At 68.4% G+C, this 11863-nt stretch carries 12 protein-coding genes; 6 read left to right on the top strand and 6 right to left on the bottom strand.

Annotated elements, in window-relative coordinates; translation table 11 throughout:
• Positions 1-16 precede the first annotated feature (16 nt).
• The 4 genes from AB0C78_RS16740 to AB0C78_RS16755 form a co-directional block, all read right to left on the bottom strand.
• A complete protein-coding gene (locus AB0C78_RS16740) occupies positions 17-934 on the bottom strand; it encodes an SAM-dependent methyltransferase (protein ID WP_360748089.1) in 918 nt (305 codons plus the stop codon).
• Complete coding sequence (locus tag AB0C78_RS16745) at positions 931-1755, bottom strand: SAM-dependent methyltransferase (RefSeq protein WP_360748092.1); 825 nt, start codon at positions 1753-1755, stop codon at positions 931-933. The genes AB0C78_RS16740 and AB0C78_RS16745 overlap by 4 nt, the downstream gene beginning before the upstream one ends.
• A gap of 402 nt (positions 1756-2157) precedes the next feature.
• Entirely contained in the window at positions 2158-3684 is a 1527-nt protein-coding gene (locus AB0C78_RS16750; RefSeq protein ID WP_360748095.1) for a hypothetical protein, read from the bottom strand.
• 55 nt (positions 3685-3739) lie between these two features.
• On the bottom strand, positions 3740-4267 hold the full coding sequence (locus AB0C78_RS16755) for an ATP-binding protein (RefSeq protein WP_360748098.1): 528 nt from the start codon (positions 4265-4267) through the stop codon (positions 3740-3742).
• Between the two features lie 539 nt (positions 4268-4806).
• On the opposite strand from AB0C78_RS16755, the gene AB0C78_RS16760 reads away from it, so the two are divergent.
• The 4 genes from AB0C78_RS16760 to AB0C78_RS16775 all read left to right on the top strand — a co-directional run bounded on the left by AB0C78_RS16760 (position 4807) and on the right by AB0C78_RS16775 (position 7512).
• Entirely contained in the window at positions 4807-5667 is an 861-nt protein-coding gene (locus AB0C78_RS16760; RefSeq protein WP_360748101.1) for a helix-turn-helix transcriptional regulator, read from the top strand.
• Between the two features lie 28 nt (positions 5668-5695).
• Positions 5696-5878, top strand: a complete 183-nt coding sequence (locus tag AB0C78_RS16765; protein ID WP_360748167.1) for a DUF397 domain-containing protein — start codon at positions 5696-5698, stop codon at positions 5876-5878.
• Between the two features lie 86 nt (positions 5879-5964).
• Positions 5965-6792, top strand: coding sequence for an SAM-dependent methyltransferase (locus AB0C78_RS16770; RefSeq protein ID WP_360748104.1), 828 nt, complete (start codon positions 5965-5967; stop codon positions 6790-6792).
• Between the two features lie 315 nt (positions 6793-7107).
• Entirely contained in the window at positions 7108-7512 is a 405-nt protein-coding gene (locus tag AB0C78_RS16775; RefSeq protein ID WP_360748170.1) for an NUDIX domain-containing protein, read from the top strand.
• 76 nt (positions 7513-7588) lie between these two features.
• On the opposite strand, the gene AB0C78_RS16780 is transcribed toward AB0C78_RS16775, so the two are convergent.
• Positions 7589-8605, bottom strand: a complete 1017-nt coding sequence (locus tag AB0C78_RS16780) for a hypothetical protein (RefSeq protein WP_360748107.1) — start codon at positions 8603-8605, stop codon at positions 7589-7591.
• 147 nt (positions 8606-8752) lie between these two features.
• Entirely contained in the window at positions 8753-10129 is a 1377-nt protein-coding gene (locus AB0C78_RS16785) for a hypothetical protein (RefSeq protein ID WP_360748110.1), read from the bottom strand.
• A 186-nt stretch (positions 10130-10315) separates the two neighbouring features.
• Here AB0C78_RS16785 and AB0C78_RS16790 point away from each other — a divergent pair, with 186 nt between their 5' ends.
• Positions 10316-11059 carry a hypothetical protein gene (locus tag AB0C78_RS16790; RefSeq protein WP_360748113.1) on the top strand — a complete coding sequence of 248 codons (744 nt, stop codon included), beginning with the start codon at positions 10316-10318 and terminating at the stop codon, positions 11057-11059.
• Between the two features lie 14 nt (positions 11060-11073).
• On the top strand, positions 11074-11844 hold the full coding sequence (locus AB0C78_RS16795) for an HEXXH motif-containing putative peptide modification protein (RefSeq protein ID WP_360748116.1): 771 nt from the start codon (positions 11074-11076) through the stop codon (positions 11842-11844).
• The last annotated feature ends 19 nt before the right edge of the window (positions 11845-11863 follow it).

An 11863-nucleotide genomic window follows, 5' to 3' on the forward strand; every position in this document is an offset into this window, starting at 1 on the left:
ACCACGAAGACCGGCGTCACCTCCACATCCCCCGCTTTGGTCGCGGCGAGATCCGGCCGACGCCGCACCACAGATCGGCCGGGCCGCCGCCGATCGGATCCAGCAGCGAGGGGGAGGGATCAGGCCGCCACCGCGACGCGGGCACGATGCCGGGCGCGACGACCTCGAACTCGCCGGTGAACAGGGCGCCCACATCGGCGGGCGTCCGAGAGCGGGGCAGGCCGGGGATCGGCCGGTCCTGAAGCGTGCCCAGGCTCGCCACCCGCTGGCTGGTCTGGCCGGTGAGCTGGCAGACCGCGATGTAGCTGCCGTGCGGAAGGCGGGCGCGCATCACCTCCATGGCGTGCGCGGCCGCGGCCTCCTTCAGGCAGTCCAGACTGTTGATCAGCAGCACGCCGACCGGCTCCGCCGGGTCCAGAACCGTCATGGCGGCGGCCAGCAGTGCCTCCGGCTCCCCCGGCCCGGCGCTGATATGGGCGCAGGTGTCCGCCCAGGGAGAGTGCAGCTGCACCTCGGCCATCAAGACGACGATCGGGTCGGTGTCGGCGTAAACCACACGCGTCGTCGGGTCGATTGCCTGTGCGACGGTATGGACCTCGTCGCACATCAACGGCAGGTCCGTCCCGGCCACCAGCAGCTGCCCGACACCGCACTCGCCGACCAGAGTCCGCGTCACACGGGCCCGAAACGCCAGCCGGTCGAAAGCGGCTCGGACCAGCTGCGGGCTGACCTGCTGGGCGAAGTCACCGAAGTGGCGGTCGACCGGGAGGCAGTCTTTGCCGCCGCACAGTGCGTGCCAGACGCGCACCATGGCCGGCGTCGTGGGGTCGATATCGTCGCCGTACAGATCGCGTTTGGCCGCCGCCCAGTCGAAGCCGGAGTCGGCGGGGTCGGCGGGCAGATGGGGGTCCCAGAACCCCGCGATGCCGGTCATGCCACCCGCCCCACGCCGGCGCGGGCCTCGACCGCAGCGCTACCGCACAGGTCCGGGTGCTCGGGCCGCCACCGGTCGGGGGCCACCACCCCTGGGTCGACCAAGTCCAGGCCGTCAAGGAAGCCGCTGATCTCCGCGGGTGTCCGCAGCTGGTATGGGGCGGCACCGGTCCGGTTATAGGCATCCTGCGCCGCTTCGTGGGCGGGGCTGGCGTTGATGCCGTCGCACACCACCAGGTGCGATCCCGGCACCAGGTGCGCCACCAGCCGGTGCACGATGTCGCGGGCCTGGGCACCGCCGGGAACGTGCCCCAGAATCCCCAGCATCAGCACCGCAACCGGCCGGGAGAAGTCCAGCGTCTCCCGGGCCTCCTCCACAATGGCGTCGGGGTTCAGCACATCAGCGCCGATGACGCTCGTCACGCCCCGAAAGCCAAGGGGGACCAGCAGGGCACGGGCATTGGCCAGCACGAGCGGGTCATTGTCGACATAGACGATTCGGGCGTCCGGCACGACGCGCTGCGCGACCTCGTGGGTGTTGTCCACGGCCGGCAGCCCAGCCCCCACGTCCAGGAACTGGTCGAGGCCCTCAGTTGCCAGATACCCGACCGCGCGCTGCAGGAACAAGCGCTGCGCGCGGGCCAGGTCGATGATCTCCGGGAAGCCGTTTACGTAGGCGTCCCCGGCATCCCTGTCCACCAGGTAGTTGTCCTTGCCGCCGAGCCAGTAATCCCAGACTCGGGCGGAATTCGGCACCGCAGTGTCGATCACACGGACGGGGCCGGCGCCGAAGTCTGTGCCGTGGACGTCGTCACCGGTCACGCGAAACACGCCTGGTCCGGGTGGTGGCGCCGCTGCGTCGTGACCGGTTCTTGCGGGTCCCTTGGTCGATGAGGTTCGGCGGCATCGACCAGACTGACGGCCGAGTTGGGCACTGACGTTCTCCACAACTGTGATCGACGACTGCGGCTAAGCGCACAGTCAACTTCAGGGAAGTGCCTGTGCCCAGGTATCGGGCTTATTGGAAAATCGCGCAACCGAGATAGGCGATGACCTGCGGGAACGCGAGAAAACGAGAGATCTCTCGTCGTGGCCATGCTTGATTGTTCGGCGATGCCGCGAGGGGCAGGGAACAGCGTTCAGTTGGCGTCGATCGAGGCGACGAGTAAACACTGAGGGCTCGGACGGAAACCGTCCGAGCCCTTGTAACGCAGTAGCGGGTGGTTAGCCCACCAGGCCGTTGAGGTTTTCCACGATGGTCTCCTGGGCGTAGGCTTCGATGCGGCTGTCGAGACGGGCCGCCGCCGACTGGCCAGAGAACCGGCGGTCTGCCAGCTCGCGGCGGACACGGGTAAGACGTCGCAGTACCTGACCGACCCGTTTGTCCTCCGGCAGGGAGAGGACTGGTTCGAGAGCGTCGAGCGCTCCATCGAGGGCTCCGGCACGGAGCCTGGCGGCGGCCAAGTCCACACGGCTACTGGAGGTGTAGCCGTGGTGGTGATGTTCTCCGGGTGCCGGACCGGCCGCGTACAGAGCTACAGCCTGCTCTAGTTCGGCAATGGCCTCGGCTTCGGCGCCAGGCAGCTCCAGCAGCGTCTCGCCTGCTAGAAAATGGCGGCTGGCCGTGGAGAGATGGAATAGGCCGCCGATCTCGACCATGTCGTCGCGATGGTCGCGGTTCGCGGCCTCATGGGCGCCGGAGATCGCCTGGCGCGCCGCGTCGACGTCGCCGAGTCGTGCCGCCGCCCGCCCGGCCTTGAGATGAAGATGCGCCGCGTTGGGGCCGCTCGACAGCAAGGCCAGCCCTTCCTTGGCCAGAAGTCGGCTGTGGCGGGGGTCTCGCGCGTAGCTGATGCCGGCGAGTTCCAAACGCAACTGCGCCATCAGCGGGCGATGGTCAATCACCGTCGCGTAGGCCCAGCCCGCCCTGATGAGTTCCTCGGCTGCGCGTGCATTGCCGAGGTTGTACGCCGGAGCCGACATCAGCCCGTTGAGCGTGCCGATCAGGAAGTAGAGCTGTGAGGAGTCCCGTGGCCACAGGTGACGCTCCAGGAGCCGATACAACCGGCGGCGCACGCGGTTCATTTCAATGAACACCGAGAGCGGATCGCCGGTCATGTACGCGTGTGAGAGCTGCTGCACGTCGGACCACACCTGTTCCAGTGTGGCATCGCCGATGTCGCGGCGTTCGGCTTCCTCGGCCCGCTCGCTGCCCTCGTGCGCTGCCATGGTGACCACCTCGCGCGGGTCTAACAGAACAGAGACGTCCCGTTCGTCCCTTTCAGCGTAAGTGATGGCGGCGGGCCCCTGGCTGGGCTCGGGGGGAGCGGTGGCCGGTCCGTCCTGGACGCTGGACAGCGCGACGATCGTCTGCAGTTCGACCTGGGGCATTGCTCGCAGGTCTGCGTCATCGACCAGTTGCGAGACGGTGGTGCCGAAGAGCTCAGCCAACTGCTGCAGCACATGCGGCGTCGGCCGGGCCGTTCCACGGCCGGTGGGCCAGCGCTCGTACTTCCCGATCCGATCACCCGACATCGGCGCGCGGCCGTCTCGGTCATGCAGACGGTTGAATCGGTCTGCGGTGATGTCGGCCGACCATCCATGTGCATGACGCCAGGCCTGGCGGGGGCGATCTCCCCACCGACGCATCATCTCGTCCTTGATCAGACGGTGCGGCGCTCCCCGGGCAAGCATCTGCTCGCGAAGCTGGTCACGTTCCCGCTTGGTTGCTGCAGGGCGCGGCTCGGCCATGGCCGAGAGTCCTTCCTAGGTCAGCACATCGTGGGCTTGGTGAGCAGGGTGCTCGTCAGGACGGCCAGCGCCATCCGGCGATGACCGCTTTGCCGCCCAGAGGGCACACGAAGACCCCCGAGTCATCCGCCAAGCAATCGACGATGACCAGCCCCCGCCCACGCGAGCAGAGCCCGTCCTTCTGCGATTGGGTTGCCGGCTTGCCGTCCCCGGGATCCCAGACGGCGGCGTAGAACGCGTCCTGTGCACGCAATACCTGCAACACCACCCGGTGCCGCTCGCCGGATTCCTGAACCACGTCCTGAGCCATGGACTCCGCGTCCCCGATGGTGACACCCGAGCGGGCCAGCTCATCGAGTGCGTTGGTCACCAGCTCGCTGACGACCAACGTGCAGTCGTCGATCAACTCCGGGCCCATCCCCCACGCGGCCAACTGGTCAGCGGTGAACCGGCGAGCCCTGGCGACCGACGTCTTCAGCGCAGGCAGCGACAGTTCGACGACATCGGAGGTCGTCGAACTGGGCCGGAAGATCCACTCTGGCAGCAACCGCTGATCTGATGACGGCGGAGATGACACGAGCATGAGGACTCCTGGAGGTACGGGGCGCGGCGCCGCGTGCTGCGACGCCACGGGGAGTTGGGTAGAGCGGCGTGAGCGGGGTTGGCCGCCGACTGGATGACCGTGCGGCTCCGGTCTGCGGGCCTGTCGGCCAAGTAAGGAAGTTGCGAGAGCTGAGCGGCCAGCACGTCATGCCGCTGAGGCCGTCCCGGTTCGGGGGCGCCGCCAGATCGTGGCGGTGCGGCCGCACTGCAGGGCTCTTGGCCAGCGGAAGGGGTGTCCGGCGGGAGACGCGTTGGGCGCCCGTGCGTGGAGCCACAGAGTGCTCTGGGGCGCCGATGCCGCACCGTGCTCACCGTCCTCCGCTCAGGTTCCGATGAGTCGGGGCGCCCGCTGGTTGACAGCAGCCTTGAGGTGCCCTGACTGCCATCGAAACAGTGCTACGCGTCACGCATCATGTCAAGCGCTCTATGCAACTAACATGACAGAAGGTTGCATCGTGCTCACTTCCGGAAGCAGAATGTGAGTTGCATAATGCAGGGGCGCCATGTAGACACGTGAGCATGGGGACGGACTCAGGACCGGTGCTCAGCGGGTGGCTGCTCGGCAGGCGACTCGCCCAGGCACGAGAGGCGGCCGGCCTGACGGCGTCAGCGGTCGCGAAGAAGCTCGATGTCCATACGGCCACCCTTCGCCGGTGGGAGAAGGCCGAGGTCCTCCCGAACCGGGTAACTCTCTGGGCGCTGTGCGACTACTACGAGGTGCCGACGGAACAGCGCGCCGAGCTGGAGGAACTGCGCGAACGAGCAGATGAACCCGGCTGGTGGAACGGCAGCGGGCCATGGCCCGCTGCCACCGCCGAGCTACTGGGCATGGAAATCGCCGCAGTCCGGATCAGGGCCTGGGACCTGACCGCCATCCCCGGTCTGCTCCAGACACCCGAGTACGCCCGCCAGATCATGAAGGCTGCCGAGCCCAACGCCTCCCCCACTGTTATCGACGAAGGCGTCCGGCTCCGGATGAGCCGCCAAGAGCAGGTCTTCACCCGCGGCGTCCTCCGCGAAGCGACGTTCACGGTCGATGAGATGGCGATCGCTCGCATGCCCGGCGGCGTCGCCGTCCGCCGCGCCCAGATCGCGCGCCTGCTCTCGCCGGCCGACCCGGTGACGATCCAGATCGTGCCGTTTCGAGCCGGACCGCACCCCGCGCTGGGATCGTGGTTCACCTGCGATTTCGACGACGAAATGATCTCTACGGGAGTGTTCATCGAGGGCTCTGTCACCGGCCAGGCCCGAGTCGAGACCGACAAGGCCAGAATCGCCCCATACGACCAGGCATGGGCCTGGCTCCAGAGCAAAGCGCTCTCACCACAGAACACAGCCGAGTGGCTGACCAAGACGCTAGAAAGTATGAACGATGACTAATGAATCCGGCCGTAAGGCGCCCCGTGACATGGTGTGGCGCAAGGCGTCCCGATCGACGCAGGCATCGGGGAACTGCGTTGAAGTCGCGGACGATGGCCGCAGCGTCGGCGTGAGGGACTCCAAGGCCCCAGAGATCGGAATACTGACCCTAAGCCGATCCAGCTGGCGCAACCTTACCGACGCGATCAGGGCTGGGGACTACGACATTTAGGGTTTGGCCTCCGCCTTCCAGTGGAGGCCTCTAAGATCCATCTCAAGCTTTCGATCACAACAGAATTCACGACGCAAGGACAAGTCATGGAGCAGCCTCACTCCCGCATGTCCCTCTCCGACCCCGGCGTCCCCACGCCTGGGCGCATGTACGACTTCTTCCTCAACGGCCGCGACCACTACCCCGCCGACAGGGAAGCTGCGCTCAAGGTCCTGGAGAAGATCCCCGAGGCCCACTACATGGCACACGCCAACCGCGTGTTCCTGCAGCGAGCGGCCGGTGTGATCGCCCGTGCAGGCGTACGGCAGTTCATCGACGTCGGGAGCGGAATACCCACCGCCTGGAATACCCATGAAGTCGTGCACACCGTAAACCCCGACGCCAAGATCGTCTACGTCGACAACGACCCGGTGGTCTTGGAGGAGTCACGGGAAATCCTCCGCAAGCGAGGCGAGACCAACGCCATCTACGTCGATGGGGACGTGCGCAACCCCGAGTCCATCCTCCAGCACCCGGAAGTTCGTGACCTGATCGACTTCACTCAGCCGGTCGGGTACATGCACATCGCCATCTGGCACTTCGTTGGTGACGAATACAACCCGCCAGGACTCATTCGCCAGTACATGGAAGCGGTCCCTCCGGGGAGCTATCTCGCGCTCTCTCACGTCACCGCTGACAAGCAAGACGCCCAGAAAGTCGCACGCTTCAAGGAGGTCTACAGCAACACCCCCTCAGGGCTCCACTTCCGCACCATCGCCGAGATCGCCCGCTTCTTCACTGGCCTCAACTATGTGGCCCCACGCGACGGAGTTGAGGCGGATATCTCGTACGTGGACCTGTGGGGTAGCAAGAATCCCAGCGAGGTTGACCCGTCACACACCTGGTTGCCCTGCGGGGTCGCCTGTAAGCCCTGATGCCGCTCACACCGCCGACCGATAGCATGGCCTCGCTACTGCCAGGGGAAACCTTGGCACCCGGTACGCCGGCGTAAGCAGCACGCAACGGCCCGCCCAGTGCGGGCCGTTGACGTTTTTCCTCGTATGGAGGACCGAGCGGACCTTGCCGATCATTTCCGAACAACACCGCGCGGTCGCGATCAGTCGGAGTTACGGGTGACTTGGGTGAAGGACCAGGTGACGCTAGAAGCGGCGATCGCCGATGCTCGTCTCGCTGCGGTGGAGTTCGATGGGGCTCGGGCGTGGTTGGACTGCCGTGTCCGGCGGCTGCCGATGGAGCCGTTTGCCGCTGAGACGTGGGTTGTGGATCCCGCCCTCGGACATGTGCTTCTGGTCGAGCATCGTGTTCGCGGATGGGTTCCGCCTGGAGGCACGGTCGAGCCGGGGGAGACGCCGCGGGCGACTGCCGTGCGTGAACTTCGGGAGGAGACCGGGTTGCGAGGGGAGCTCATGACGGCCCCGGCGGCCGTGGCTGTTCGTTCCTTCCGTGCCGACTGGTCAGCGACGTTGAGTCTTTCGTACGCCGCCCTCATTGGCCGCGACGTACCCCTAATAGGGGAAGACGGTCAGCCGCCGAGGTGGTTCTCGTTGGAGGAGACGTGGGAGAGCGTGTTCCCCGAGGATCGTGACCGCATCCGCGCGCACGTGCGTCGGCTGGCGGCCGGGCGTGGGTCGTGACGCGCTGAGGTCGGCGTGTAGGCCCGTTTCGGAGGATCGGGGCTTTACCGCGCCTACTTGTCCGGTGGACCTCGAGTCAGGCTGCTAGGGCGGCGATGTGCTCGCGGTACTGGGCCGCGATGTTCGGCGATACGGGCCGCAGTTCGTGGGCGAGTGTCTGTGCCTGGTCGATGAGCAGGGGGACGCGCAGGTCTGGGGTGAGGGTTTCCAGTGCGTTGGTGGCGGTGTGGACGGCGGCGTCGGCTTCTCGGCGTGCGGCGAGCATTCGTGCGCGGTCCAGGAGGATGAGGGGCCGGTCCATCGGGTCGTTGCTGGGGTAGGCGGCCAGTGCGCTGTCTTGGGCGTCCCAGGCTTCGGGGGCGTTGATGCGGGTGAGGACCTGCGAGCGGTACATCAGCATTTCGGCCGGTGGGAAGCCCCAGAAGCGTTCGTCGGTGTGTGCGGGGGTGAGCCGGTCGAAGAGACGTTGGGCCTGGTCGAGGGCGCCGCGGGCCTGCTGCTCGTGGTTAGGGAGCGCGGCGTGGGCGCGGGCTGCGAGGCCGGCGAGTTGCGCGGCGGGCGCTGCGGTGGCGTCGCCGAGTTCGCGGCGGGCGTCGTGGGCGATCTTGATGACGCGGGCGGGGCTGGGGTGTTTGGCGTAGAGGGCGCCCATGGCCTGGGCCATGGCGATCCAGTACCGCTGGGTGAGGTCGCCGGAGTGGCGGGCGTATCCGGCGGCGGTGTGCAGCCATTCCCGCGCGGGCCGGTCATTGCCGAGGTCGGTGTGCAGTGCGCCGACCAGGCCGCACAGGCGGGCGGCGGTGAGGTTGAGGTCGCGTTCGCGGGGATAGGAGCGCGCCAGGTCGGCGAGGTCGGCCAGGTCGGGGGCCATGCGGTGCAGCAGGGCGGCGGGGGCGATGGTGCCGTAGTCGGCGACGTGGTCGGCGGCGATGCTCTGCCAGCGGTCGACTTCGTGGGTGGGCAGGGCGTGCCGCAGGTCGGTGCTCATGCGGCCGCGGATCTCATCGAGTGCGCCGAGCCCGGGGGATGTGGTGGGGAGCGCGGCGGCGATCGGCGTCACCGCGGCGATGGACAGGAACTGGCGACGTTCCACATCGTCCTCCTCGTCAGGTGACGCGACCGGTTGGGTGGTCGGGGCCCTGGAGATCAGCGTAACCGCGGGATCGTCGTTGGCGGCTAACCCCTAGCCGCTCCAATGTTGTGCGATACGTTTCGGAGGATCAGCTTCTAACGTTCCTGCTTATTCGCTGCGGCGTTTGCGGCGATGGAGGAGTCTGGCGATGGCCTGGTCTGTTTCGTTGACCGTGGGGTCGGCTCGTGCGGCGCTCCAGTCCGTTCGTAGACGTTCCAGTTCGTGATTGACGCGCGCGGACTCCACCATCGTCAGGTTGTCGAGCATGGATTTGATGGTCAGTGCGGCTGCTTCTGGCCGGTGCCGGCGGACCTGGAGGGCGGCGAGCCTGGTCCCGATGAGCGCCCGAGAACGACGCTGGTTGCTGGGGCGGCCGGGCAGGGATGCGGCGAGGTGTTCTTCGGCGGGTGCCAGGTCTCCGGTGTTGGCGAGCGTGGTGCCGGTCTGGTGGCGGAGGGCGGCGTGTGAGTAGGAGGAGCCGCTCCAGTCGGGGGACTGGGCGGAGGTTGCGCGTTCGAGGTCGCGTTCGGCGGTCCTCAGCAGGGTGCGGGCGGTGCGGGGGTCGCCGGCGGCCGCGCTGGCTTCGGCGGTCATGGCGGTGCACCATGACCGCAGTCTCGGTGGCGCGCTGGCGGGAAGGGAGCGCACGGCGGCTTCGGCGATGTCACGGCCGTGGGTGGGGTGCCCGAGTTCGACGCATTGCAGAGCCATGGCGCGCAATGTGCGTGCCTGCAGCCGGTAGTCGCCGGACTCGGCGGCGAGCCGTGCCGATTGGATGTAGTACTTCTGTGCGAGTCCGCAGGCGCCGGCGTCGGAGGCCATCCACCCGGCGAGATATGCCGTGTCTGCGGCGGCGGCGAACAGGGCTGCCCGGCTCGGGCCGGAGGCGTTGCGCAGCATCGGGACGACGTGTCCCGAAAGGTAGGTGGCCACTGCGGTTCTGGCGTGACCGCCTCCGAACCGGTCGTCCATGTCAGAGAACAGGGCGGTCATCTCTTTGATGCGGGCAGCGTCTGCGGTGCCTGCTCCGGTGGGAGTTCCGCCTGCGCCGCTCACCGCCGCGGCGGGTATCGCTGCGGCGGTGAGTGTGAACACCCCGGCGCTGAGGATGGAGCGCCGGTCGAGGTCGGTCATGTCGTATCTCCCCAGGTGGTCAAGCCAGGTCGCGGGGTCTCCCGTCCACGGGCTCTGCGGGGCCGTCCCGGTATCGGGCCAGCCCAGGTCCGTGGAGCCCAGTTGCGGGGCGCCAAGTAACCGGGCTGCGGCCTCGACGACGAAGGGGATCGCCTGCGGGGTCGGGGTTCGGCCGGTGAGCCAGTTCGCGATGGATCCCCGGTTGTATCGGGTGGCATACCCATTTTCGGCGGCGACGGTGTTGACCTGCTGGGCGAAGGCGGCGTAAGTCGCGCCGGTTCGGCGGATCACGGCGGCCAACTCCGGGTTGGTGATCGGTTTGGTGCGCGGCCTCGGCATCGTCGTTGACACCTCCCTGCCCACTATCGGGCGGCGGCCGCCGCCCGGCCAACCTTGCGCGCAGGCCGGTTCCCGCCGCCGTCGGAAGGGCGTGGTCACGCGGGCGAGGAGAGACACCGAGAGACACGCCGGCCTCTAGCCGCTGCGGGCGGCGGGGCGTTGTGTGGAACCGCAGCGACCTCTGGTGAGCAGGCGGTGATGGCGGTGACCGAGTCGGACGTTCAACGGACCTTCGAAGTGTTCTACCGGGTTCCTCGGGTCGGGCAGATCCGGTTGTCGGACGGCGGCGGGCCCTTCGGGTTCGACATTCACTTGGCACTGCTGGTGGACGAGCTGATCGGCACGCTCGGGTGCGATGCGATCTGCGAAACCGGCTGCTTCGTCGGTGACACCACCTACTACTTGGCGGCTCGGTACCCGGGGCTGCCGGTGCACTCCTGCGACGTCGATCCGCGCCACGTCGCTGTCACGCGACGCCGCCTCGCCCACCACGGCAACGCGACCGTGACGTGCCGCGACTCTCCTCGGCTTGTCGCCGAGGTCCTCGGCCGCCGCACCCGCCCGCTGTTCTTCCTCGACGCGCATTGGGGCGCCCAGTGGCCGCTGGAGCAGGAGTTGGAACTGCTGGCCGCCTGCGCGGCGGCTGGCGGCGCGGTCGCGGTCGTCCACGACTTCGACATCGGCCACCCCCGTTTCAGCTACGACAGCTACGACGGGCGTGACTGCGGGCCCGGCCTGCTGGCCGCACTGGCGCACCCGCCCCAGGTCTACTTCGCACCGCGGCCGGACGGACCGTGGCCGCTGCCGTGCCTGCAGACCGGACGCCGCGCCGGCGCCGCGGTGATCGCCTTCGGGCTGGACGACACGCCGCTCCGCGATCACCCACTCCTGGACGCGCGGACCGTGCCCGCTCCCGAGCCGACCGTTCCTGTCGCCCGCTGAAGGGATCCTCTGTGATGGCCTCCGCCTCCGCCGCGCTGACCCGCCACGACCTCGCCGACCCGCTTCGGCTGCTGGGCGGGCTTCCGTTCCTGGACGAGGGGTTCCGGCACGGGCGGCTGCTCGCCGGCGCCGCCGCCGTCCGCCACACCCTGGCCCGGCAGCAGGGCGGCGCACGGGGGGACATGCCGCCGCAGGGGTGGTTGACGCCCTCCGCGGTCTACGCGCTGCGGAACTCGCCACCGATGCCCGCCCGGCCGCTCCCTCCGGTCCGCCGCGCAGCGATCACCAGTGGCCTCGCCGAACTCGAAGAGTTGGTTCCTGCGTGGATGCCGCTGCTGCGGCTGCCCGTCCGGTACGCGCGGTTGTTCCCCGACCGGGGTGCGATCTCGGCGTCGTCGCGGGCTTGGCCGCAGCATGTGCTCCTCGCCGAGGCCGCGTTCAGCACCGCCGCCGAGCTCCGCGAGCAGCTCGTGCACGAACTCGCCCACCAGTGGCTGTACCTGATCCAGGAGATGTGGCGCCTGGCACCCCTGGACGCGCCGACGGTCACGCTGCCGTCGGGAACGGCCGGGCGGAGCCCGGACGAGGCGTTGGGCGCCGCGCACGTCGCCGCCGCCCTCATCCGCCTCTACCGGGCGACCGGAGACCACGACCGGGTACGGGCTCTGACCGCATACGGGACCGGATGCCTGGGCACCGCCCGGCGCCTGACTCCGGCCGGGCAACTGCTCTGCGACCACATCGCCGCTCACCTGACCGACCCCGGCTCGGCTCGCGCGGGATAGCCCACTCGGCCGGACCGTG

The sequence above is a fragment of the Actinomadura sp. NPDC048394 genome (genome assembly GCF_040651755.1).
Lineage (GTDB): Bacteria > Actinomycetota > Actinomycetes > Streptosporangiales > Streptosporangiaceae > Spirillospora > Spirillospora montaniterrae.